Origin of the sequence: Macrococcus sp. 19Msa1099 (genome assembly GCA_019357535.2) — a bacterium.
Taxonomy (GTDB): Bacteria; Bacillota; Bacilli; order Staphylococcales; family Staphylococcaceae; genus Macrococcoides; species Macrococcoides psychrotolerans.
On sequence record CP079955.1, the window covers coordinates 447,621 to 471,701 of the forward strand.

Genomic DNA, 24,081 nt, shown 5'->3' on the forward strand with positions numbered 1-24,081 from the left:
ATTATAGTATAGATACCCTATAATTAATAAAATTAACAAGAGAGTGGACAATTAATGTCCACTCTCTTGTTAAGATTTAAGATGCTCTATTTGATTGATTTAATAAGTCATATTGTCTGAAAGTTTCTTTGAAAGTTTTATAAGTAGTTGATATTCTTCGACCGAGAGATCACTGCTCATATACATATTGAGTGGTATGTCTTTAAGAGGTTCAATCAACTTCTTAGCTTTCTCTGTTAATATTACTTCAACTACACGTTCATCCGAAGACATTCTTCTTCTTTCGACAAGACCATTCGCTTCCATCTTCTTAACGATTGGCGTAATTGTACCAGATTGAAATGCTAACCGTTCTCCGAGCTGTAATACTGGGAGTACGTTATGTTCATCCAGAACCATTAATACGAGGTAATGCTGATAGCTTAAAGAATAGGATTTAAGCAATTCTCTATTATACTTCTTGATGATTTCTCTTTGGACAAGATATAGTTGATAGTCAAGAGTATCTTTGTTCATAATATTGACTCCTTCTATTCAACTTCTTGACTAAACTATAACATCAATTGTAAGAGAATGATAGTAAATTTCATAAAGATGAAAGAAGCAACCAATAAAAAAAACAGCAGTGAATACTGCTGTTTAGATCCCCTTGCCGATACCGAATCCAAAATAAAGTACTGCAATAACAGCGACAAGAATGAGACGGTATATTGCAAATGGCATAAGTTTTACACGATTGATTAAACTCAGGAATAGACGAATAGATAATACCCCGAAAATAAATGCAGCGATAAAACCAACAATATAAAATAAAATCTGGTCGCTATGAATATATTGTATATTGCTCGCTAAACTTTTAGCACTTGCTGCAAACATGATAGGAACTGCCATGATAAATGTAAAATCACTTGCAGCTTTATGGTTCATCTTAAGCAGCACACCCGCTGAAATCGTTGATCCACTTCTTGAGAAACCTGGCCATAATGCTAGACATTGTGCAACCCCGATGATCAGTGCTTGCTTATAGGTCATTTCATCTACGGTCGTTGTATGTGTTACCTTCTTATTGAATAGGTCTGCTGCAATCATCAACAGCGCACCTAAAGCAAGTCCGATAAGCACAGTAGGGACACTGAAGAGATGTTTGTCAATAAAGTCATCGAACAATAGTCCCATAATTCCTGCAGGTATTAACCCGATAAATATATGAAGTAAATTAAGACGTGGACCCTCAGTCTTAGTTTTTTCTATATGGAGCACTTCCAGAAATCGATGTCTGAATATCCAGGCAGCAGCAAATATTGAGCCGAGCTGAATCACAATTTTAAATGTATTGGCCGATTCCTGGCTATTAAGTACGTACTTCGTCTGTAACCACATATCATCAACTAAGATCTGATGTCCTGTTGAAGAAACCGGCGCGAATTCTGTAAGTCCTTCTACAATCCCTAATATTAATGCTTTAACAAGCTCAAAAAAAGTCATGTGTTAACCACCTTTTAGTCATTATTTAATATTTCCATGAACACTTAAAAGATTATAGCATAAACGACACTTTTCCACACTTTTCATTTCTATGAAATATAAGCGGAAAAGTTTATATTTATAATAGATGCCGTTATAATGCTTTATAGGAGTGATAATGTGAAATTTTTAACAAAATTATCTTTTAACTATAGATGGGCCCACGTTATATTTTTTATATTAAGTATATTATTGAGTGTTATTATTGTATTGCAAAGTATACAAATTAGTAAGGTGGTTGATGCGGTACTTTATCAGCATAAGATAGATTTTACTTTTGTTCTGTTTACGATTTTTATCATTTTAATATCTAGAAGTAGTGTACAGATGGGACTGAAGGTAACTGGAAACACGCTCAGTATTAAGGTGAAACATCAACTCAGAGCGTTTTTAAGCAAGAAAAAAGATGATGCAGGCACTGTTATGAATAACATACAGCAAGGTATAGAGGGGATTCATCCATTCTTCAGTGACTATTTGCCACAAGTGTATCGTTCTACGTTTATTCCATGTTCAATTCTGGTATTTTTATGTTTCTTTCATTATCAGACTGCACTAATTATGTTAATTACAGCACCTTTTATTCCTATATTCTATATTATTATAGGTATTAATACTGAAAAAGAAGCGACACGTCAAATGCTGAGTCTCAATAGGTTCTCAAACTACTTTCTAAATGTTATGAAAGGTATAATGACGATTAAAACATTTGATTATGAAGAAAAAGCGCTGAAGCAAACAGCACAATATTCAGAACGTTACAAAGAACATACGATGAAAATTTTGAAGACAGCGTTTCTTTCTACCTTAATGCTGGAATTTATCTCGATGCTATCAATTGGTATCATTGCTTTAGAAATTGGACTGTCACTGCTAGTGTTTCATAGTGTAAGTTTTTATACGTCAGTCGTAGTGCTGATGCTTGCGCCGGAATTTTATAATGCGCTCAAGGATCTTGGTCTAGCATTTCATACAGGTAAAACAGCAGCGGGTTATGGAGAAATATTGAGTGAGCAAATGACAGAATCCGTGCCGCAAGTGGAGTATATCACTGAAGACATTATTCGTTTTACAAACGTTAAGACGCATTATGACAATAGTGAGTTTACTCTTGACATTCCAGAGCTTGATTTACCGCTTGATCATTATACGATCGCTGGTGCGAGTGGTTCTGGCAAATCAACATTCGCGAAATTACTGTGTAATAGGGTTCCTTTTGAAGGACAGATGTCGTTAAGTAATAAGTTACAGAATGAAGTTGTCTATTTATCTCAGTTTGATGCAATTCTTTCTGATAGTGTGATCAACAATATCACGATGTTCAATGATTACAACTTTGAACAAGTCGTGGCACTAGCGAAAAAATTTAGGCTTCATGAGCGATTTACAAGGATGCCTGATGGTTATGACACAGTTATTGGACCAGAAGGTGAACAGCTTTCTGGAGGAGAAACGAGAAGACTATCATTAATGCGTGTATTTTTGTATCCGAAAAAGCTGATTATTCTTGACGAACCAACGGCAATGCTGGATAAAGAAAGTCGAGATATCATACTCGGGGCAATTGAAGAATTAAAAGCGCATAGTTATATCATGATGATTGCCCATCATGAAGAAACGGTGAAGCAAAGTAAGCGACTGGTATACGTCCAGAATGGTCGTATTACACGTGTTTCAAATGAAGAAATGAGGTTGAATAATGATGAGATGGATGAATGAGTGGGTCAGTAAATCGATTATTTTATCAATTGTTATCGGTTTATTAGGAGCACTTACATCAATCGGAATGTTTAGTTTAAGTGGTCTCATGTTATCGAAGAGCGTATTGAATGTGCCGCTATATACTTTAATTGTCCTTGTCGCAACAATTAAATTGTTCGGTGTCGTACGCGCAATATGCAAATATTTTGAGCGTCTTATCTCTCATGACGCAACGTTTGAGATGCTTAAAGATATCAGGGTTAGGACTGTAGGTATACTGCTTGAAAATTTTGAGCATATACAGTCAGATTACAAATTGTCTGATGTGCTGAACCGTACTGTCAATAATATTGAAAAACTTCAGAATAAATTGTTGAGAGTGATCTATCCACCGATTATCGCACTATTAACAACATTAACTGTAATACTTGTATATATTCAGTATAGTATGTATGCCGTAATTGTGATTGCAATTGCCATGATGATAATGATTATTGTACTTCCTAATATATTCGCAAGACAGCTGGAAGTGGTTGTCCATAATAAATATGAATCGACTGCACAATATGAAAATAAGCTCATGGATTATCAGCTGCATTATGAGACAATTCAAATCTTTGATGAAAACCACCGTTTTGAGCAGCAGTTAAATAAACTGCAAGATCGTATGGAATCGAGCATAGCGAAAGAAAATAAAATTATTACTTTGTATGATTTTCTGTTGAATGCGATATCTATGGCAGCAATATTCTCAACGATTACTGTCATGATTGTTGATCCTTCACTAAATGTGATGATGTACTTAAGTCTTGTGATGGTAACCATTACATTATTTGAAATGAGCATACCGATGGTGCATTATCCCTACCACAAAGCGGAATCGAATCGCGCAGAAGAAGAGATTTCTGAACTAACATATAATGATGTAGAAAAAATCAACCTCCCGTTTGAAGCGTTAGAATTGTGTGATGTATCTGTTAAGAAAAAAAAATTGATTCTAGATACAATCAATCTGAAGATGACAAAAGGTCAAAAGATAGGGATTGCTGGTCGTAGCGGTTCTGGGAAAACGACTTTGGCGCATACGATACTGGGCTTAAATCAGATAGAAGGAAATTATATGTTAAATGGAAATTCTATACAATTACCTGTCGATCTGCTGTCAATGTGGAATGTCGCGACACAGGATACGCATTTTATCGAAGGAACAATCTCTGATAATATGTTTTTATCTGTTGCAGATAAGGAATTAGAAGAACTGCTTCTTCATTTTAACTTGCCCTTTAAAGCCCAAAGTACCGTAGAAGCTTTCGGAAGTAATCTATCTGGAGGCGAAAAGAAACGACTACATTTTATAAGGATGATATTAAGAAATAAACCGTTATGGTTAATGGATGAACCATTTAATGGCGTAGATAACGAAAACATTGAAATTATGATGTCATACTTAAAACGAAATCAAATTACACTGATACTCATAAGTCATGATACTGAATTATTGAAAACGATGGATGAAATCTTAGTGATGGATGCAGGTAAGATTGTAGAAAGAGGAACATTTCAACAATTGTACAAAAATAAAACGACATTGTTTAATGCACTTTCAGAGGGGTAATAATTATATTAATATAATTAAAATGTAATTCTTTTGATATTATCATTAATAAATTATTATTTATATCAAATATTATGATAAAATAATAATAAATAATAATCAGGAGGATAAATTATTGAAAGTCGCATGGATTACAGATACTGCATCAGGATATAAGATTGGTGCTCATCAAGATATATTCGTCGTGCCAATGGGTGTGATATTAAATGATAAGCATTACCAGGATCAAGCAGAATTATCAGTGGAGGAATTCTACTCTTTACTTCAGGAATATGGAGATGGAGCGAAAACAACGCAACCTAATTTTCAGGCACTGCATGAAATTTATGAACATATTGAAAAGCTCGGTTATACGCATGTTATTGCGATACATCCTTCAAGCGAACTCACGGGATCGTTCCAGAATTCGGTGAAAGCAAGTCAAGAATCTTCACTAATCAGTGCAGTTATTGATTCAAGAATCGGTAGTTATCCGATGAAAGCAATGATTAATAAAGGGATGTCTTTATTTGAAGAAGGGTATTCTTTTGAAGAGGTCGTTGATAAGTTAACGTCTTATACAGAGGATACAGTCCTATTCTTACAACCGAAAAACTTAAGCCAGATGAAAAAAAGCGGACGTGTCTCTAAGACACAGAGCTTTATGGCAGGATTATTAAATATTCAGCTGATTCTTCAGTTTGAAGAAGGTAAAATCTACCCTATAGAAAAGGTGAGAACCAAGAAGAAAGTCATCGCGTTGATGAAAAAGTGTGTTGATGAGGCACTTAAAACTGCACAACCGAAAGAAATCTGTGTGGTTTACGCAGGTGATAGAAGCGAAGCAGATATTTATATCGAATGGTTAAAAGAAAAATACCCAGATATTCATATTACCAATGAATTACTTGTCCCAGTTGCTGGTGTTCATCTAGGTTATGGCACGGTAGGAATAGGCTGGATCAATGCATAGATAAAGAGGATTGGTGTAACCAATCCTCTTTTTTATGTTCAAATGATAGATTAATCGTTTGACAGATTATTAATAAGTTTGTTCAGGAGTGTACTATAGCATTTTCTCTCTTCCTCCGTGAATTGAGAGACTTCATTGATGATTTCAGTCACTTGATATAAATCATCCTTCATTGCAATACTTTTATCTGTTAAAGAGATGAACACTTCTCTTTGGTCTAGTTCTGAACGTGTACGAACAATTAAGTTGTTAGCTTCCATACGTTTTAGGAGTGGTGAAATTGTCCCGGTATCTAATGACAATTCGGTAACGAGCTTCTTAACATTTACTGGAGACTCATCCCATAAAATTGAGAGTACAAGATACTGGGGATAAGTGATATTATATTTCTTGAAAACTTTATTCGAATAATATCTATTTACTTGGCGGTGTGCATTATATAGATTGAAGCACAGCTGTTTATCTAATCTGAAGTTTTCTGACATTTATTTCCTCCTACTTTATGCGCAAAAATAAATGCGTTTGCTTTTTGCATATCTCTATATTTAGTATACTCTATAATAAATGAATCACCTAACGCATTCTTTTGTAATTTAATACAAAAAAGAACGATATTCAATGCTATTTACAATCTTTAAGTATGGGTGTTAAAGCGCCTTACTTATGTTTATTGTTTAATGGAAAAAATATATAATACTCTAAAAAAGGAAGGTTAAATTTATGTCTCAGAAGATGAAAATCATTATTCTTAGTGGGTTTTTAGGGAGTGGTAAGACAAGTTTATTACTCAATATATTAAAACATAATAAAGAAAACAACGATTCCAATATCGCAATATTAATGAACGAACTTGGTGGTTTTAATGTTGACTCTAAAATCATTGGAGAAGAAACGCCATATAACGAATTATTGAATGGCTGTATCTGCTGTGATTTGAAGCATGATGTCGCTGTGCAGATAAGCGATCTCTATCATCGACATCATCCGGACTATGTCATTATCGAGGCGACTGGTGTAGCACATCCTGTAGAGATTTATGATGCATGCACAGATCCAGTGCTTACACCGATTGCCGATGTATATAATATTACTACGATAGTAGATGCTAAGCGTTTTCTAGAAAGAAATAAATATACGGAATCTACAAGAAGACTGATGGAAGAACAGGTAAAATATGCTGATATTGTGATTGTAAATAAGGTGGATATGATAGAGGATGATGAACGTATAGAGGTAACACATCAGCTATTAAACATCAACGCACGTGCCACAATGACAGAAACATCATATAGCAAGATTGAATTCAACCTTTTAGAGCAAAAAGGGAATGAACAGCATGCGCATGTGCATATGCACCATGGAATATCATCTGTTGTGTATACGTTTGATGGACCGGTTGATTCACGTGCGTTCGTAAGTTGGTTGATGCAGTTACCGGACAGTGTTTTGCGTGTAAAAGGATTTATTAAGTTTAGAGAGAACAAAGAACAGACTGTACTGTTTCAGTATGCCTATGGAATTCCTCAATATGAAGAAGAGGCAATGAACCTACCACTTAAACTGGTCGTTATTGGTGAAGGACTGGATAAGCACAAAATTATGGATCAATTAGATCAACTGCAATTTAGTTAAGAAATGTGAATATTTTATCACATTTCTTATTTTTTTTTGCATTTTTATGATTGAAATTGAATGAGTTTGATTGACAATGAATGAAAACAATCATATTATGAAAGTGTTCACAAAGGAGGTCTTCTATGCTGACGATTGAAAGACACAATACGATATTAAGACTTTTAGAGATACATGAGATTGTTACGCTTCAAATGCTTATTGATGAGACGCATTGCAGTGAGTCTACAATAAGAAGAGATCTCTCTACATTAGAAAGTGAAGGTCAGCTGATTCGCATTCATGGAGGCGCAAAAAAGGTGACCGAAAAACATAGAGATGTCGCGCTGTCTGTGAAGTCTACGAAGAAAACGAAGGAAAAAGAGGAAATCGCAAAAATTGCTGCAGCACAAGTGCGGAATAATGACTGTATCTACCTGGATGCAGGCAGCAGCACATTGATGATGATTCCTTATCTGGATCAAGCACATATTACCATTGTAACGAACGGCCTGACACATGTGCCGCCACTTGTTGAGAAAGGTTATGAAGTTTATATGATTGGCGGTTATATTAAACCAGATACGCATGCAAGTATTGGTGTACAGGCGATAGAAAGTTTAAGGCAATTTCGCTTTGATAAAGTATTCATGGGTGCAAACGGTGTGCATTTGACACAAGGTATAACGACGCCCGATATCGAAGAAGCCTATATTAAGCGAAAAGCGATTGAAAAAGCTGAACAGATTTACTTTTTAGTTGATGACAGCAAGTTTGATGAAGTGACATTTGCGAAAGTGTCAGACTTACAAGAAGGCAGAACGATGTTAATTACGAATCGTGAGAATGACCTTCAGCACAAATATGGTAAATATTTAATATAGGAGGTAGTATATGATTTATACAATAACATTGAATCCATCTATCGATTATGTGATGTTTACGGATGGATTTGAAGCAGGCGCATTAAACCGTGCACATACGACTTATAAGTTTGCAGGTGGTAAAGGTATCAATGTTTCAAGAGTACTTAAGTCGCTGAACACAGAGTCCACCGTACTCGGTTTTCTAGGGGGATTTCCCGGGCAATTTATCGAGGATAAGTTGAAGGCGAGCGATATCCAGGTGGATTGTGTTCAAGTAGAGAGTGATACAAGGATCAATGTGAAATTGAAAGGCGCAAATGAAACAGAAATTAACGCACCAGGTCCTGATATTAATGAAGAAAATATTCAACAGCTAATGAACAAGCTTAAGGCGTTAACATCTGAAGACACTGTCGTAATTGCAGGTAGTATTCCTTCTTCGATGCCAGCTGATATTTATGCACAGATTGCAGAGCTTTGCCATGAACAACAGATTAAATTTGTTGTTGATGCAGAAAAAGCTTTATTAAACTCAGTGTTACCTTATAAACCAGTGTTTATTAAGCCAAATATTGTGGAATTAGAAGAAATGTTTAATACAACGTTGACAACAGATGATGCAATTTATGAAGCAGCGAAACGGTTATTGCATAAAGGTGCGCAGATGGTATTTGTTTCTATGGGTGGAGATGGTGCGATGTTAGTCACTGAAGAGCGATGCTTGAAGGCAACGGTACCGAAAGGACAAGTTGTAAATACTGTCGGCTCAGGAGATTCGACAGTAGCAGGTATGGTTGCCGGATTAACGAACGGATTATCATTAACGTCTGCATTTAGACAAGCGATTGCTTGTGGTACAGCGACAGCATTTACAGAAGACTTAGCAACGAATGAAGAAATTCAAGAGATAATAAACCAAATACAAATTGAAGAGCTTTAATAATTAGGAGGGAAAATAATGAGAATCACTGATTTGCTTACATTTGACACGATGGCAATGGATTTACAAGCGACAACGAAAGACGGTGTGATCGATGAGTTAGTCGATACATTATCAGCTGCTGGGATATTATCGGACAAAGCATCATTTAAAGAAGCGATACATGCACGTGAAGCACAGAGTACTACAGGTGTTGGTGAAGGGATTGCAATACCCCACGCGAAAAATGATGCGGTTAAGAAACCAGCCATAGCATTTGGTAAAGCGGTAGATGGCATCGATTACGATTCACTTGATGGGCAACCAGCGCGCTTATTCTTTATGATTGCAGCACCTGCAGGAGGTGCACAGACGCATCTTGAAGCTTTAGCGAAGTTATCAGGGATATTAATGAATGAAGATGTTAGAACTGAATTATTACACGCAAAGACAAAAGAAGAAGTTATTGAAACAATCAACTTACACGATGAAATTGAAAAAGATGAAGAAGTCGTTTTAGCACCTACTGGAGATGAGGATGATGATAATCTCGTGCTAGCTGTTACCGCATGTCCTACAGGAATCGCACATACGTATATGGCAGCAGATGCACTGAAGAATCAAGCTGTTAAGATGGGTGTGCCGATTAAAGTTGAGACAAATGGTTCAGGAGGCATTAAAAACAGATTAACAGAGGAAGAAATTAAAAAAGCAAAAGGTATTATCGTTGCAGCAGATGTGAATGTTGAAACAAATCGTTTCCATGGTAAGAATGTTGTGACAGTACCAGTAGCAGATGGCATTAAGCGTCCTGAAGAGCTGATTAATATGGCTTTAGATACATCAAGACCAGCATATACTGCAAAGGATGATAAAGGCACTACGAATTCAGGTGGAGAGCGTAAAGGATTTTATAAACACTTGATGAGCGGTGTATCTAATATGCTACCTTTCGTTGTTGCAGGTGGTATATTAATGGCCATTGCATTTATGTTTGGGATTACATCGTTCGATCCAACCAAATCAGATTACCATCCGTTTGCAGAAGCATTATGGGCGATTGGGAATAAGTCTGCATTCGCTTTAATGGTTCCGATATTAGCAGGTTTCATCGCAATGAGTATTGCAGACCGTCCTGGATTGGCACCAGGTATGGTTGGTGGTATGTTAGCTGTTATGGGAGGTTCAGGCTTCCTTGGTGGACTGATTGCCGGATTCTTAGCAGGTTATTTAGTAGAAGCGATTAAGAAAATGTTAAGTGGTATGCCACAAGCATTAGATGGATTAAAACCGACGCTATTATATCCACTGCTTGGTGTAACAAGCACGGGATTAATTATGTACTACATTATCAACCCACCAGCGAGCTGGTTAAATAAATTAATGGCAGATACCTTAAATAGTATGGATGGAACAAATATCGTATTGCTGGGCTTAGTATTAGGTGGTATGATGGCCATTGATATGGGTGGACCGTTCAATAAGGCATCATACGCATTTGGGTTTGCAGCAATTGAAGCGGGGAACTATGCACCGATTACTGCTGCGATGATAGGTGGAATGGTTCCACCATTAGCAATAGCGCTATCAATGATTTTATTTAAGAAAAAGTATACAAAGACACAACGTGGATCAATCGTTTCAAATATCGTAATGGGAGCATCATTTATTACTGAAGGTGCAATTCCGTTTGCAGCAGCAGACCCATTACGTGTCATCCCATCAATGATTGCAGGAAGTGCAACAGCTGGAGCACTTGCAATGGCCTTCGGTTGCCGTGTCCCAGCACCACATGGTGGTATATTCGTAATTGGACTTGATAAAGCACACTGGCCAATGTTCTTACTTGCATTATTCATTGGTGTTGTCGTATCAGCAGTCATTTACGGTTTGATTAAGAAACACCCAGAAGAACTAGAAGTGAAATAAAGTATAAATTATAACCTGCCGTACTAAAATAAAAGTTCGGCAGGTTTTTTATAAATATTTTCAATAGATTGACATATTATAAATCTTTTCTCATTATTTACTGCGTAATATATAATAAATGGGGTATAATATCATTACTTATTAATTGTGAAATAAAAGAACGGATGATATGGATGCTATATTATAAAACATATATAAAAGATAAAGACGCACCTTGGATTACATTTATTCATGGTGCAGGGGGAAGCTCGACGATTTGGTTTAAACAGATACGATACTTCAGAAAAGATTTTAACATATTACTCGTAGATCTTCGCGGACATGGACGTTCATCGGAAGTAATCTGGAAGAAGGAGGACTCATTTAAGACACTTGCCTCAGAAGTTGTCGAAGTACTGGATGAACTTGGTATCCAAAAGACACATATTATCGGAATGAGCTTGGGGACAATCGTTTCTCAAACAGTGGCGAACAAATATCCTGAACGAGTGATATCACTCGTGTTAGGAGGTGCGATTATATCGCTTGATATTCGTACGAAATTCTTGCTGATGATTGGACGACTAACAAAGAATCTTATTCCGTTTATGTTGCTATATAAACTGTTTGCATGGATTATTATGCCGAAGAAGGCTCATGAAGAATCACGTCTCGCTTTCATAAACGAAGCAAAGAAGATGAGTCAGAAGCAATTTGTGAAATGGTTTAGTTTGACGAAACTGATCAATCCTTATCTAAGTCATCTGCAAGTCGCAACGAAGACCATACCGACATTGTTTATTATGGGAGAAGAGGATTATTTGTTTATCCCGCCAGTTGAAAAGGTAGTGAAAGAAAATGGAAACTTTAGCCTAGAAGTGATTAAAGATTCTGGACATGTATGTAATATCGATCAGCCAGAACGTTTTAATGATTTGAGTAAGACATTTATTAATATCCATTCCGCTAATGCTTAAAGCTTTAATTTAGATATTACAGTGTATTTAAATACACTGTAATATTAATGTACACAAATTTGTGATAAAATATTGAGTAATCTACCGAGGAGGTGACTACTGTTGGGAAGGTCATAAATTGTATAAAAGCAAGTTTAAATCAAGAAATAATTGTAACAAAAATCAAATGTGACTTGCGTAGTCACCAAACATATTTCGGAGGTGAATCCCTAGTATTAGGGAATTAATTGGACATACAGACCATATCAAATTTATTATTATTCGCATTATTAATCGCACTCACTGCATTATTCGTAGGATCAGAATTTAGTTTAGTTAAGGTAAGAACTTCAAGAATTGATCAGCTTGTATCAGAAGGTAATTCTGCTGCAAAGATTGTACAACATATGGTGCATCATCTAGATTATTATTTATCAGCATGTCAGCTTGGTATTACAGTAACAGCTTTAGGGCTTGGTTGGATTGGTGAATCAACATTCGAAGCATTAATTCATCCTGTTCTACATTTATTCCATATCCCAACTGATTTGAGTAAGCCAATAACGATATTCTTAAGTTTCTTTATCGTTACATTTATTCACGTAGTTATCGGAGAACTTGCACCGAAGTCTCTAGCTATCCAATATGCCGAGAGGATGACTTTAGCATTTGCTAGACCCCTTTATTTCTTTGGTATTATTATGAAACCATTGATCTTTGCTATGAACGGTACGGCCCGTTTAATCTTACGTATCTTTGGTGTCCAGCCTGCAGATCATGAACAGGCGATGAGTGAAGAAGAGCTGAAGATTATTATGACCCAGAGTTATCAAGGTGGAGAAATCAACCATACAGAGCTTGCGTATATGCAGAACATCTTTAGTTTTGACGAGCGATTAGCAAAGGATATTATGGTACCGAGAACGCAGATGGTATCATTAACACAACCATTCAATATTGATGAGTTGTTAGAAGTGATTAACGAACATCAATTTACACGTTATCCAATTACTGAAGATGGCGACAAAGATCATATTATTGGATTTATTAATGTAAAAGAATTTCTAACGAAATATGCTTCGGGTAATCCTGTACGTATTAAGGATCATATTCATGATCTGCCGTTAATTCATGAAGTGACACGCATTAGTGATGCTTTAATTAAGATGCAGCGTGAACGTGTGCATATTGCACTTGTTATTGATGAATATGGCGGTACAGCAGGGATTATTACGATGGAAGATATATTGGAAGAGATCGTCGGAGAGATTCGTGACGAATTTGATGATGATGAAGTGAATGATATTATTAAGACTGGAGACGATACATATCAGATTAATGGTCGTGTATTATTAGATGATATTACTGAGAAGTTTGGTATAGAGTTTGAAGATTCAGACGATATTGATACGATAGGGGGATGGATTCAATCGCAAAATCCCGATATTGAGAAAGATGATTACATTGATACTAAGTATGACAAATGGGTTGTATTAGAATCTGAGAACCATCAGATTATCACTGTTGCGTTGCATAAAGACTTCAATGCTTCAAGAAATAATCCAGACGAAGAAGAGGAAGCGTAATATGGAAAGTAGTACTTTGAAGAGTGTGTTTAGATTCTTTGGTTTCCTAGAAGGGGGCTCACTCTTGTTATTATTAGGTATTGCAATGCCCCTTAAATATTCAGCTGGAAAGCCTGAAGTTGTAACAATAATAGGTTCAATTCATGGGTTTTTATTCACAGTGTATGTAATTACATTAATATTAATAACGATTCGTACGAAATGGCCCATGAAGTGGCCGGTCATCGGTCTTATTGTAGCATTCATACCATTTGGCACATTTGTGTATGATCATTATTATATTCGTTCAAAATATTATTGAAGCGTGTGAGGCAATGCCTCAGACGCTTTTACTTTGAAAGGTTGCTGGTTGTATGAGAATTAATAAGTATTTATCAGAAGCGGGCATTTGCTCACGTCGTGGAGCTGATAAGTGGATCGAAGCAGGACGCATAAAGATTAATGGCGTTAAAGCTGAACTTGGCAGTAAGGTGACAGAAGGTGATAGTGTTGAAGTCGATAACAAAGTTGTGACATTGAACACAGATAAAGGATACGTATATATTAAACTGAATAAACCTCGTGGTATTACATCGACAACTGAGCGCCATATTAAAGGGAATATCGTTGATTTTGTGGGGCATAGTGAACGTATATTTCATATCGGTAGATTAGATAAAGATTCAGAAGGCTTAATCTTGCTCACGAATGATGGTGATATCGTAAACGAAATATTACGTAAGGAAGGTCGACATGAAAAGGAATATATCGTAACTGTTGATAAACCCATAACTGATGATTTCGTGAAACAGATGTCAGAAGGTGTGGCAATATTGGATACTGTGACATTACCTGCAGAAGTTGAGAGATTAAATGCGAAGACATTCAAAATTATATTAACGCAAGGATTGAATCGACAAATCAGACGTATGACAGAAGCATTAGGATATGAAGTGAAGCAATTGCGTCGAATTCGCGTGATGAATATATTGGTGGATGACTTAAAACTTGGAGAATGGAAAGATTTAACTGAAAATGAAAAGGATGAACTTTTTTCGACGTTGAAGTATGTGCCAAAACGTTAAATATAAGTAAATCAGAAAAGAAGCGCCAAAACGATTAAAAAGTATCGTTTTGGCGCTTCTACGCATTAATCACTGAACATATCAAATAGTCCACCGATACCGCTTTCTCCCTTTTGTTTACCAGTAACAGGAGCTGCAGCAAAGATTCGACTTGCGAATCTTGAGAATGGCAGTGATTGCACATAAACACTTCCTGGGCCACGTAATCGCGCTAAAAATATACCTTCGCCCCCAAAAAGTTTTGTTTTAAGTCCCGGTACTGTCTCGATATCGTACGCTACATCTTTTGTCATACCTACTAAACAGCCTGTATCTACCAGCAAAGTTTCTCCAGGTTGTAGATCACGTTTCATAATGGCACCTCCTGCATGGATAAACGCCATACCATCACCTGATAAACGTTGCATGATGAATCCTTCTCCACCGAAGAAGCCAACACCTAAACGTTTCTGAAGTGCAATTCCAATTTGTACGCCTTTAGCAGCTGCTAGAAAAGCATCTTTCTGACAAATAAATTCTCCTCCCAATTGAGATAAATCAATCGGAATGATTTTACCTGGATATGGTGCTGCGAAATAGACATGGTCTTTACCTGTTCCACGGTTTGTAAATGTTGTCATAAACAAACTTTCACCTGTTAATGTACGACGGCCTGCTGCAAATAATTTATCCATAAATCCATTGCCACCGCTTGTTGAACCATCACCAAAGATTGTTTCCATATGAATATTTGGGTTGATCATCATCATACTGCCCGCTTCAGATATCACTGTTTCATTTGGATCAAGCTCAATTTCAACATATTGCATATCATCGCCATAAATTTTGTAGTCTATTTCGTGATTGTTCATTATTTTCCTCCATTTATTAAGATTATCATTATTATACTAAATATTTGAAGCGTCTAAAAATATAATGATATTCATTTTGTAAGAAAGCTTGTTTAGTGTATGATTTAATAAAGGAGATGATAATTATGAACCATATTCAGTTAAACAATGGTGTAACTATGCCACAAATTGGACTCGGTGTGTACAAAATTTCGGATGAAGAAATGTCAGAGGTCGTTAATGCCGCACTAGATGCAGGGTACCGTGCGTTCGATACGGCGCACTTCTATTTTAATGAAGTCTCGCTCGGTAAAGCATTGAACGAAAGCAATATACCACGAGAAGAACTGTTTATTACGACGAAACTGTGGAATGATCATCAAGGTTATGAATCAACGAAGAAAGCATTCAATGATTCGCTTCAGAAATTAGATATGGATTATGTAGATCTTTATTTGATTCACTGGCCATGTCCGGAAGACGAATTATTCGTTGAAAGTTATAAAGCGATGGAAGAACTGTATCACGAAGGGAAGATTAAAGCGTTAGGGGTCGCTAATTTCAAAGAACATCATCTGAATAAGTTACTACAAGAAACAACTGTAGTACCTGCAGTAAACCAAATTGAGTATCATCCGATTTTTAATCAAGATACGCTGCAGCAGTACTGTAAAGATAAAGGCATTGCAGTTACTGCGTGGAGCCCATTAATGCGAGGCGGAGCACTGTTTGAAGACGAAACGTTGAAGCGTATCGCAGAAAAATATAACAAAACAGTAGCACAAGTCATTATTAGATGGCATATCGACAGTGGCCGAATCGTCATTCCTAAGTCATCAAACATAGAACGTATTAAAGAGAATATTGATGTTTGTCATTTTGAGTTAATGGAACAAGATATAGAAGCAATTAATAATTTAAATAGAAATGAACGTCAATTTAAAGATCCGGATAAGATTAAAATTGGGGATATGAAGTAAATATTGAATAAACGATGAGATGGTGATGTTCAATGGCACCATCTCTTTTTCATGAGTTCGTCACAATTAATGGTTTTTAACATATATATTAAATGTATGTTTGTTGTACAATAAGTTTGAGGTGAGCGTATGAAATTTAAAAAACCAAATCAGCATGGCGCATGGGCAATGATTATTATGCCTGTATTGTTCGGAATGTTTGCAACAAAGTTTAATATATTTCAGCTGCTCTTTTTTGCAGGATGGTTTATGACATTTTTCTTTGCAGATCATTTTCTGTTTTATGTGAAGCAGAGAAAGAAGCAAATCGGATACTTAAAGTGCGCATTATTGTTTTTATTCATCGCTGCAATTTGTTATATACCGATAATCATTTATGAATATAAAGTTATGATGTTTTTCTTAGCAATGCTACCGTTTGGTATTATCAATTATTTCTTTGCAAAAGCACGTAACGAACGCCATATTGTTAATGATTTCTCAGCAGTTATGATTTTCTCGATTGCAGGCGTGCTGACATACTATATTCAATCTCATCAATTTGAATGGCCGATGATTTATGTATTCGGATTAAGTGTAGCGTACTTCATTGGAACAGTATTCTACGTGAAGACGATGATTCGTGAGAAGAAGAATATCCATTATCGTAATATGTCATGGGTATACCATGTTTCACTTGTTATCGTAGGCTACTTTATTCATCCACTGTTACTCATCGCATTTTTACCGAGTTTGATTCGTGCAGTAATATTATACGGAAAGCAGCTTAAACCGATTAAAATAGGGGTGCTGGAAATTGCGAATGCGGTGTATATTACAATATTTATCGGTTTATTTTTTAATATCATCACATAAAAATAAGAGCAGCGAATTCGCTGCTCTTACTGTTTGCCGTATATTAACGACGTTTGTGCATTAATTGTAATACGATTGATACGATTGCAATTAATAGAATTGTACCTACTAATGCTGGTAAAACGTACACGCCCCACATTTCAGGACCCCATGTACCTAATAATTTGCCACCAACTGATGCACCTAAAAGACCAGCGATGATGTTACCGATTTTTCCACCAGGAATATCAGTACCCATAATCATACCAGCGATCCAACCAATCAGACCACCCATAATTAACATTAAAATAAATCCGAACATAATAATTTCCTCCTATATTAAACAATTTAAACGAATATTATAAAAACGTTTATAAGCGTTTCGCTTATGATTCATAAATACCACGTAAAAAAGGAGATAAACATTTTTATTAAAATTAATGAAAATTAATTTTAATATAATCATAAAAAAGCTTATAGATTGTTAAACAGTAAGCTTTTTTTAATATAAATGATGTATAGTATTCCTAAAATGAAATAGACGTAATTATATGGAATAAACATTACTAGTAGTATAAAACTGATTGCAAATAAATATTCTCCGATACGTTTCGGATGATTAATATATTTGTATATATTTAAATATTCAAACTGAAACCACTTCACTGTACCGTTTACTTCTGATAGCTGATACATAATAAGACCGATGATAAAAAATGAAACGCTCAAATATGGACTTGATAAATAAACAGATTCGTCACTATGTATAATAATAAATGGTATTGATATATTAAAGAGTAAAGCTAATAATAAGTGCAGCCATTTATAGTGAATATAGATGTTATAGTTATCGGAATGATAATAGCGTAAGTATAGATGCATGATACTTATCGAACCGATAAAAAGCACGAATGTTTTAGAAATAAAGTTTGCATGTCCAAGTAATGGATAGTTCGTTAACACTACGATCATCGTAGATATATTCAAATGAATATATGTCATGTTCTGTTCTTTAAAGTTAAAGAACAGAAATACGAAGAGCGTCATTAATAAATTTCCTATCAGCAAGTAACTCATAAAGTGTCTCCTTAAATTTCAATCGTGTTTCAATTATAACGTTTACATAAAATGAAACACAATGATTATTATACACCTTTTTTGTTACTCCAGAGCAATGTGTGCAGTTGTGGCGTTATATACACATCATTCATTTCACTGTCCGGCATTACTTTATCGATTAATGTTTCATAATGTGAAAGTAGTCTTGAAGTATGGTCTTCTACAGTATCATCAAGATAGGGATTACCAACCTGTAAATACATTTTAATATGTGGGTAGCGTTTATGGATCATTTTGCTGAAATGATAATCTTCATCATTAAAGATAACCACTTTTAATGTTACTTTATCTGAATCCAGCTCACGAATCACAGCGTCCAGCTGGTCTAAATCGTGTGTCATCGTTGAACTTGGCGGTTTCGGGCTAATCGTCAACTGATCGATTTCAGTCATCCAGCTCTGGAATTTCGTACCTTGTGTTTCGAGCGCCACTTCAATACCTTTATCGTGTAATAACGATACAAATCCAGCTAAATTTTTTATCAGCGCAGGATTACCACCCGATATCGTGACATGATTAAACTGATTAGGTGCAATAGACTGAAGACGTTCATAGATTGTTTCGGGTAATAACATTTCAATTTCATCTTTCATCGTACCATCCCATGTAAACTTCGAGTCACACCAAGCGCAGCTGAAGTCACAGCCTGCTGTTCTGACAAACATCGTCTTGCGCCCGATAACTGCACCTTCACCTTGAATCGTTGGACCGAATATTTCTAGTACAGGTATCTTCATTATCGTTTACCTCTATATAATACGTAGCTTGTTGGTGTTTCACGTAAATAGACTTGCAGCACTTTTGGTCCATGTGAAAGTGTATCTAAATGTGCTTCAATTTTTTCGAATATGAGCTTCGCAACGCTTTCTGTTGATGGTGGTGTGCCTTGAAATGCTTCTAAATCATTCATTAAACGATGGTCAAACGTATCATTGATAATAGATTTTATATCTCTGAAATTAACGAGAAAGCCCATTTCATCTAGTTCATTACCACCAATTGTTACATTCGCAAAGTATGTGTGTCCGTGAACACGGCTGCATACACCTGCCTTCTCATTCGGAATAAAGTGTGCGGCAGAGAAGTTAATATCTTTGTTCAGTTCAAATGCATAATTATGATTCACTTGAGGATATAGTTGCTGCATCATTATAAATCACCATTTTCTTTTTCTTGCAAGTATTGGTCAAGACCTTTATTTCTCAGTTTACAGCTTGGGCACTCCCCGCAGCCGTCTGCAGGGATTCCGTTATAGCATGTTAATGTTTTGTTACGAACATAGTCCAGTTGTCCTAACGTATCTGCAAGCGCCCAAGTTTCTTTCTTATCAAGCCACATTAATGGTGTATGAATTTCAAAGTTTAGATCCATCGATAAGTTAATCGTGACATTCAACGACTTAATAAAGTTATCACGGCAGTCAGGGTACCCTGAGAAGTCAGTTTCGCATACGCCGGTAATGATATGCTTCGCATTAATCTGATACGCAAGTGCCGCTGCAAAGCTCATAAACAGCAAGTTACGCGCAGGAACGAAGGTATTTGGGATATCATCCTCTTCGATTGTTAAGTCGTGGTGCGTCAATGCATTCGGTGATAACTGTGACAGTAAAGACATATCAAGGACATGATGTTTTAAATTCTGTTCTTCTGCAATTTGTTTTGCGATATCGATTTCAAGAGCATGACGTTGTCCGTAGTTAAAGGTTACAAGTTCTACCTCGTCATAATGATGCATCGCGTAGAACATGCACGTTGTGCTGTCCTGACCGCCACTAAAGACGACCAGTGCTTTGTTAGAATTCAGTTGTTTCATTATATTCACTCCATTAAAAAAGACACCAATCCTAGCGGTGTCGTTCTAGTTTTTTATAGAGGGTGTGCGCTAGGAACCTCTTATATTGAATTCGCTACTCATTATAACAGAAAAGCGTGTATAATAATATCTGTTACTTCAAGAAAACGTTTTTAGAAATGAGTGAAGTTTATGATTTTAATGATAGATCACGATGATTCGTTTACATATAATATCGTTCATTATTTAGAGGCAATGGATGAAACTGTTCACGTCGTACGTTCTAAAGTTGTGACCATTGAACATATAGATCGATTATCGCCGGAATTTATTATTCTATCACCAGGTCCGGGACATCCGGCAGAAGCAATTATCGCACATAAAGTTATCGATACATTCGGAGACCGTATTCCGATTCTTGGCATATGTCTTGGTTTTCAGGTGATCGTGCAGCACTTTAATCATGAAATTAAGAAGCTGTCACCAGTACACGGGCATATCGGCCATGTAGAACATGACGGTACAGACTTATATCAAGGTGTAGAAGCGCCGGCACAAGTTGCAAGGTATCACTCTTTAGGAACGATGGACAAGATTCAAAGGCCATTAATCGTTACCGGTATAACGGATAATATTGTGATGAGTGTAGCACATGAATCATGGCCGATTTACGGTATTCAGTTTCATCCAGAATCTGTACTCACAACTTCCGGCTATATGATGCTCAACAATTTCTTATCGTTAGGACGTGAATTTCATGCGCGCGGTCATTAACTTTCAGCTCTATCGCGATGGTACGACGATGCCTGTTCAATATACCTTTACGAATCCTGTAAAAGTAGATAGAGTGTATACAGAAGACGGTATGCTAAATGCTTTAACAGAAGCAGAAGAGAGTGGACTATATGTTGTCACTGCGATTAAATATGAAGCGGCGAAACTGTTTAATCCACTTATGAAAGTTCATCATATAGATGGGCCTCTTGCATTGTTTTATTACTTTGAAGATTATGATGCATTTGAATATGTAAATGCAGAACCATTAAAAACACAGTTTACTTTTGAACAATCTGCTGAAGAAATCATGAAAGCTGTAGAATCTATCCAGGAATATATTCGACAAGGTGTCACGTATCAAGTTAATTATACGACACGACTTAAAGCGACATTAACAGAAGATCCATACGCACTCTATCAATACTTGAGTGCACAAAACGGCAACTATACGGCTTATGTAGAAGATGGGGACGATTACATCATCAGCATTTCACCGGAACTCTTCTTCCAATATGATGTACTGAATAATCAGCTGTTAACGAAACCGATGAAAGGTACGCTTGAGCGTGGCAGTAACGAAGCTGAAGATGCTAAAAACTACGAACGGCTCAAAAACTCAAGTAAAGATAAAGCAGAGAATGTGATGATCGTCGATTTATTGCGTAATGATTTAAGTCGTATCGCGAAAAAGGGCAGTGTGAAGGTCGATCAACTGTTTGAAGTGGAACGATATCAAACAGTATTCCAAATGACTTCAACAATTACGGCAACGAATAACAACCATTCATTGTATGAAATTATGCGTGCGCTTTTCCCATGTGGCTCAATTACTGGTGCACCTAAAATTTCGACGATGAAAATCATTAATGAACTGGAGTCACCAAGAGGAATTTATTGTGGCACGATTGGTTTTATTAAGCCGGATGATTATATGATATTTAATATTCCGATTCGTACAATCTCCTTGCACCATAATGAAGCGGTATATAGCGCAGGCGGTGGGATTACAATTGACTCACATCCACAAGCGGAATATGAAGAAATTATCGCAAAGACACAAGTCGTGCAGCCACGCTTCGAATTAATTGAGACGATGCGCGTTACTGATAGTATTATCCAAAGAGAAAAGTACCATCTGGAACGATTATGGCATGGCATTATAGCATTTAATATTAATGTAGATTTAGACAATGTAAAAGCATTTATTCGTGATAATAAGCCAAAGAATGGAAGGTATAGAGTTGCACTTAGTGTAAATGGAAATTTAAATGCTACGACAGAACCGTTACCAGATAAGAAAGTATTTACTGCGGAGCTCCTCCCATCTGTGCAAGGTGAAGAACGCTTCTATCAGCATAAGACTTCCGTCCGTACCCACTATACACAGCCAGAGCAGGAGCTTGCACTATATTATGATAGGTATCTCTTAGAATTTAATATAGGAAATTTAGTCTATAAAATTAATGATAACTATTATACACCGAGTGCGCAGCAGTATATTCTTGAAGGTTGCATGAAACAGCAGCTACTAGATGAGGGCAAGGTTTCAGAACAGGATATCACGATTGAAGAATTTATAGAAATGTACGCATCTGGACGACTCACTGTTTATATGATCAATAGTTTAAGAGAGTGGTCTGAAGTGAAAATCATTTTGTAATTGATGCGCAAATAAAAAATTTAAGTTACAATATAGTATAAATTATTGAGAGATTAGGTGATGCAATGTTTTTAAATATAATCATCATACTGATGTTACTGACAGGTTTATCGCTTGGCGTCTACATAATGAACAGGGTAATTATCGACGAGTTCAAAGCTCAAAATATAAAACAAGCTTATATTTATCTTTATATAACAATGTTCGGCGCATTATTAGTTGTTGCGGTAATAACGTTTTGCTTTCAGAATATATTGATTGATTTTTCAAATTTATTCTACCGATCATAGTTATCGGTAGTTTTTTTAGGTCTTTGGGCTGATGTATGGTTATGTAAATGAATTTATAATAATTATAAAGGAGCAATCAAATGTCAATTGTATTCGAAACGACGGGCGTATTTACGAGTCTGCAGCAGATCAATGATGTCGCATATGCAGCAACTTCACTGTCTGGACCCTGTGATAGTCTGGCGCATATATTAGGTAATGCATTACTTGGTAATGATATAACGAGAGAAACGTTAGAGATGACCTTCACTGCACCAGTGATACGTTTTGAAGAACGTACGCTGATTGCGTTAACCGGCGCAGAATTCTATGCCTATACAGACGAGCGTGAGATTGCACCTTTTAAAGTGCATTTAATGGAAAAAGGTGACGTGCTGAAGTTTCGCCAGCCCAAAAAAGGGACGCGTGTATATATGGCTGTTGCAGGTGGGATGCACTTTGTAAACAATCTGAGCGGCAACATTGTCTTAAAGGCGGGAACACGAATCGAGCTTGAACGTGATTATAACGAACTCCACAAAAAAATGTTTGATAACCTAGAACATCAGAAGTGCGCTACTTGGGGAATCGATGCCTATTCGCTCGCGCGACTTTATTATTCAGATGTATTTCATATTATCAGTACAGCAGCACTCGATACTTTATCAAGAAAACAGCTGACACAAGACACTTATACAGTGACGCAGCACTTTGATAGAACGGGGTTTATACTGGAAGGGCAGAAAGTGAAGTTGATTTCAAATAATAACGTTTCTGTTGAGCGCTGCGGTACACTACAAATTACGCATCAGCATGACATCGCGATATCTTTGAAGCACATTACCCAAGATGATGATTATGTTCAGTTCGCTTATATCGCAGATTATCATCTCGCTAAGCTTTCCCAGAAGAAACCCGGTTCGAAGCTGTTATTTAAATGGGTGGATCAAGAAGAGATGGTGCGTCAAAAAGAAAGTTATGAAAACTGGATTAAAACGGTTATGCATCAAATTGCTTTCCAGCACAATATTGAGTTAAGTAAATAAATGCTCTAAAGAAACAAATTACACATTTGTTATCATTTTTAAGTAATAATACTTGAAAATTGTTGCGAAT

At 36.3% G+C, this 24,081-nt stretch carries 25 protein-coding genes; 16 read left to right on the forward strand and 9 right to left on the reverse strand.

Annotated elements, in window-relative coordinates:
• Positions 1-99 precede the first annotated feature (99 nt).
• Positions 100-516 carry a MarR family transcriptional regulator gene (locus KYI10_02370; GenBank protein ID QYA33303.1) on the reverse strand — a complete coding sequence of 139 codons (417 nt, stop codon included), beginning with the start codon at positions 514-516 and terminating at the stop codon, positions 100-102.
• Between the two features lie 123 nt (positions 517-639).
• On the reverse strand, positions 640-1,485 hold the full coding sequence (locus KYI10_02375) for an undecaprenyl-diphosphate phosphatase (GenBank protein QYA33304.1): 846 nt from the start codon (positions 1,483-1,485) through the stop codon (positions 640-642).
• 159 nt (positions 1,486-1,644) lie between these two features.
• Here KYI10_02375 and KYI10_02380 point away from each other — a divergent pair, with 159 nt between their 5' ends.
• The 3 genes from KYI10_02380 (at position 1,645) to KYI10_02390 (ending at position 5,792) form a co-directional block, all read left to right on the forward strand.
• Positions 1,645-3,243, forward strand: a complete 1,599-nt coding sequence (locus tag KYI10_02380) for an ABC transporter transmembrane domain-containing protein (protein QYA33305.1) — start codon at positions 1,645-1,647, stop codon at positions 3,241-3,243.
• Positions 3,224-4,840 (forward strand): ATP-binding cassette domain-containing protein, encoded by a 1,617-nt coding sequence (locus tag KYI10_02385; protein ID QYA33306.1) that lies wholly within the window; start codon positions 3,224-3,226, stop codon positions 4,838-4,840. Before KYI10_02380 ends, KYI10_02385 begins: the two co-directional genes overlap by 20 nt.
• Before the next feature lie 115 nt (positions 4,841-4,955).
• Positions 4,956-5,792 carry a DegV family protein gene (locus KYI10_02390; GenBank protein ID QYA33307.1) on the forward strand — a complete coding sequence of 279 codons (837 nt, stop codon included), beginning with the start codon at positions 4,956-4,958 and terminating at the stop codon, positions 5,790-5,792.
• Positions 5,793-5,842: 50 nt separating this feature from the next.
• On the opposite strand, the gene KYI10_02395 is transcribed toward KYI10_02390, so the two are convergent.
• Positions 5,843-6,277, reverse strand: a complete 435-nt coding sequence (locus KYI10_02395; protein QYA33308.1) for a MarR family transcriptional regulator — start codon at positions 6,275-6,277, stop codon at positions 5,843-5,845.
• A gap of 247 nt (positions 6,278-6,524) precedes the next feature.
• Between KYI10_02395 and KYI10_02400 the strand changes: the two genes are divergently transcribed.
• The 8 genes from KYI10_02400 to KYI10_02435 all read left to right on the forward strand — a co-directional run bounded on the left by KYI10_02400 (position 6,525) and on the right by KYI10_02435 (position 14,702).
• On the forward strand, positions 6,525-7,424 hold the full coding sequence (locus tag KYI10_02400; GenBank protein ID QYA33309.2) for a GTP-binding protein: 900 nt from the start codon (positions 6,525-6,527) through the stop codon (positions 7,422-7,424).
• 125 nt (positions 7,425-7,549) lie between these two features.
• Positions 7,550-8,287 (forward strand): DeoR/GlpR family DNA-binding transcription regulator, encoded by a 738-nt coding sequence (locus tag KYI10_02405; protein ID QYA33310.1) that lies wholly within the window; start codon positions 7,550-7,552, stop codon positions 8,285-8,287.
• 10 nt (positions 8,288-8,297) lie between these two features.
• Positions 8,298-9,209 (forward strand): 1-phosphofructokinase, encoded by a 912-nt coding sequence (gene pfkB, locus KYI10_02410; protein QYA33311.1) that lies wholly within the window; start codon positions 8,298-8,300, stop codon positions 9,207-9,209.
• An 18-nt stretch (positions 9,210-9,227) separates the two neighbouring features.
• Positions 9,228-11,117 carry a fructose-specific PTS transporter subunit EIIC gene (locus tag KYI10_02415; GenBank protein ID QYA33312.1) on the forward strand — a complete coding sequence of 630 codons (1,890 nt, stop codon included), beginning with the start codon at positions 9,228-9,230 and terminating at the stop codon, positions 11,115-11,117.
• A 173-nt stretch (positions 11,118-11,290) separates the two neighbouring features.
• The gene (locus KYI10_02420) at positions 11,291-12,073 is read left to right on the forward strand and encodes an alpha/beta hydrolase (GenBank protein ID QYA33313.1); all 783 of its coding nucleotides are present in this window, start codon (positions 11,291-11,293) and stop codon (positions 12,071-12,073) included.
• Between the two features lie 227 nt (positions 12,074-12,300).
• Complete coding sequence (locus KYI10_02425; GenBank protein ID QYA33314.1) at positions 12,301-13,638, forward strand: hemolysin family protein; 1,338 nt, start codon at positions 12,301-12,303, stop codon at positions 13,636-13,638.
• A gap of 1 nt (position 13,639) precedes the next feature.
• On the forward strand, positions 13,640-13,939 hold the full coding sequence (locus tag KYI10_02430; protein QYA33315.1) for a DUF3817 domain-containing protein: 300 nt from the start codon (positions 13,640-13,642) through the stop codon (positions 13,937-13,939).
• A 52-nt stretch (positions 13,940-13,991) separates the two neighbouring features.
• Positions 13,992-14,702, forward strand: a complete 711-nt coding sequence (locus KYI10_02435) for a pseudouridine synthase (protein QYA33316.1) — start codon at positions 13,992-13,994, stop codon at positions 14,700-14,702.
• Positions 14,703-14,767: 65 nt separating this feature from the next.
• Here the strand turns inward: KYI10_02435 and KYI10_02440 are convergent, their stop codons facing one another.
• A complete protein-coding gene (locus KYI10_02440; protein QYA33317.1) occupies positions 14,768-15,553 on the reverse strand; it encodes a TIGR00266 family protein in 786 nt (261 codons plus the stop codon).
• A gap of 122 nt (positions 15,554-15,675) precedes the next feature.
• Here KYI10_02440 and KYI10_02445 point away from each other — a divergent pair, with 122 nt between their 5' ends.
• Together KYI10_02445 and KYI10_02450 are read left to right on the forward strand one after the other, a co-directional pair.
• Positions 15,676-16,512, forward strand: coding sequence for an aldo/keto reductase (locus tag KYI10_02445; GenBank protein QYA33318.2), 837 nt, complete (start codon positions 15,676-15,678; stop codon positions 16,510-16,512).
• 129 nt (positions 16,513-16,641) lie between these two features.
• Entirely contained in the window at positions 16,642-17,367 is a 726-nt protein-coding gene (locus KYI10_02450; protein ID QYA33319.1) for a YwiC-like family protein, read from the forward strand.
• 43 nt (positions 17,368-17,410) lie between these two features.
• Here the strand turns inward: KYI10_02450 and KYI10_02455 are convergent, their stop codons facing one another.
• The 5 genes from KYI10_02455 to queC form a co-directional block, all read right to left on the reverse strand.
• Positions 17,411-17,668, reverse strand: coding sequence for a GlsB/YeaQ/YmgE family stress response membrane protein (locus KYI10_02455; protein QYA33320.1), 258 nt, complete (start codon positions 17,666-17,668; stop codon positions 17,411-17,413).
• A gap of 152 nt (positions 17,669-17,820) precedes the next feature.
• Positions 17,821-18,423, reverse strand: a complete 603-nt coding sequence (locus KYI10_02460) for a hypothetical protein (GenBank protein QYA33321.1) — start codon at positions 18,421-18,423, stop codon at positions 17,821-17,823.
• A 68-nt stretch (positions 18,424-18,491) separates the two neighbouring features.
• On the reverse strand, positions 18,492-19,205 hold the full coding sequence (queE, locus tag KYI10_02465; GenBank protein ID QYA33879.1) for a 7-carboxy-7-deazaguanine synthase QueE: 714 nt from the start codon (positions 19,203-19,205) through the stop codon (positions 18,492-18,494).
• Entirely contained in the window at positions 19,202-19,615 is a 414-nt protein-coding gene (queD, locus tag KYI10_02470) for a 6-carboxytetrahydropterin synthase QueD (protein QYA33322.1), read from the reverse strand. Before queD ends, queE begins: the two co-directional genes overlap by 4 nt.
• Positions 19,615-20,280, reverse strand: coding sequence for a 7-cyano-7-deazaguanine synthase QueC (queC, locus tag KYI10_02475; GenBank protein ID QYA33323.1), 666 nt, complete (start codon positions 20,278-20,280; stop codon positions 19,615-19,617). Before queC ends, queD begins: the two co-directional genes overlap by 1 nt.
• Before the next feature lie 171 nt (positions 20,281-20,451).
• Here queC and KYI10_02480 point away from each other — a divergent pair, with 171 nt between their 5' ends.
• From KYI10_02480 to KYI10_02490, 3 genes are all read left to right on the forward strand, one after another.
• Positions 20,452-21,033 carry an aminodeoxychorismate/anthranilate synthase component II gene (locus KYI10_02480; GenBank protein QYA33324.1) on the forward strand — a complete coding sequence of 194 codons (582 nt, stop codon included), beginning with the start codon at positions 20,452-20,454 and terminating at the stop codon, positions 21,031-21,033.
• Positions 21,017-22,696 (forward strand): aminodeoxychorismate synthase component I, encoded by a 1,680-nt coding sequence (pabB, locus tag KYI10_02485; GenBank protein ID QYA33325.1) that lies wholly within the window; start codon positions 21,017-21,019, stop codon positions 22,694-22,696. The genes KYI10_02480 and pabB overlap by 17 nt, the downstream gene beginning before the upstream one ends.
• Before the next feature lie 370 nt (positions 22,697-23,066).
• Positions 23,067-24,011, forward strand: a complete 945-nt coding sequence (locus KYI10_02490; protein QYA33326.1) for a hypothetical protein — start codon at positions 23,067-23,069, stop codon at positions 24,009-24,011.
• Positions 24,012-24,081 lie beyond the last annotated feature (70 nt).

Bases quoted from the DNA above. Each gene is read 5' to 3' on its own strand.
- KYI10_02420 (QYA33313.1), top strand. From the start codon at position 11,291: ATGCTATATTATAAAACATATATAAAAGATAAAGACGCACCTTGGATT.
- queC (QYA33323.1), bottom strand. From the start codon at position 20,280: ATGAAACAACTGAATTCTAACAAAGCACTGGTCGTCTTTAGTGGCGGT.
- KYI10_02490 (QYA33326.1), top strand. From the start codon at position 23,067: ATGTCAATTGTATTCGAAACGACGGGCGTATTTACGAGTCTGCAGCAG.
- KYI10_02435 (QYA33316.1), top strand. From the start codon at position 13,992: ATGAGAATTAATAAGTATTTATCAGAAGCGGGCATTTGCTCACGTCGT.
- pfkB (QYA33311.1), top strand. From the start codon at position 8,298: ATGATTTATACAATAACATTGAATCCATCTATCGATTATGTGATGTTT.
- KYI10_02375 (QYA33304.1), bottom strand. From the start codon at position 1,485: ATGACTTTTTTTGAGCTTGTTAAAGCATTAATATTAGGGATTGTAGAA.
- KYI10_02385 (QYA33306.1), top strand. From the start codon at position 3,224: ATGATGAGATGGATGAATGAGTGGGTCAGTAAATCGATTATTTTATCA.
- KYI10_02440 (QYA33317.1), bottom strand. From the start codon at position 15,553: ATGAACAATCACGAAATAGACTACAAAATTTATGGCGATGATATGCAA.
- KYI10_02480 (QYA33324.1), top strand. From the start codon at position 20,452: ATGATTTTAATGATAGATCACGATGATTCGTTTACATATAATATCGTT.
- KYI10_02405 (QYA33310.1), top strand. From the start codon at position 7,550: ATGCTGACGATTGAAAGACACAATACGATATTAAGACTTTTAGAGATA.
- KYI10_02370 (QYA33303.1), bottom strand. From the start codon at position 516: ATGAACAAAGATACTCTTGACTATCAACTATATCTTGTCCAAAGAGAA.
- pabB (QYA33325.1), top strand. From the start codon at position 21,017: ATGCGCGCGGTCATTAACTTTCAGCTCTATCGCGATGGTACGACGATG.
- queD (QYA33322.1), bottom strand. From the start codon at position 19,615: ATGATGCAGCAACTATATCCTCAAGTGAATCATAATTATGCATTTGAA.
- KYI10_02455 (QYA33320.1), bottom strand. From the start codon at position 17,668: ATGTTCGGATTTATTTTAATGTTAATTATGGGTGGTCTGATTGGTTGG.
- KYI10_02415 (QYA33312.1), top strand. From the start codon at position 9,228: ATGAGAATCACTGATTTGCTTACATTTGACACGATGGCAATGGATTTA.
- KYI10_02450 (QYA33319.1), top strand. From the start codon at position 16,642: ATGAAATTTAAAAAACCAAATCAGCATGGCGCATGGGCAATGATTATT.
- KYI10_02460 (QYA33321.1), bottom strand. From the start codon at position 18,423: ATGAGTTACTTGCTGATAGGAAATTTATTAATGACGCTCTTCGTATTT.
- KYI10_02395 (QYA33308.1), bottom strand. From the start codon at position 6,277: ATGTCAGAAAACTTCAGATTAGATAAACAGCTGTGCTTCAATCTATAT.
- KYI10_02430 (QYA33315.1), top strand. From the start codon at position 13,640: ATGGAAAGTAGTACTTTGAAGAGTGTGTTTAGATTCTTTGGTTTCCTA.
- KYI10_02400 (QYA33309.2), top strand. From the start codon at position 6,525: ATGAAAATCATTATTCTTAGTGGGTTTTTAGGGAGTGGTAAGACAAGT.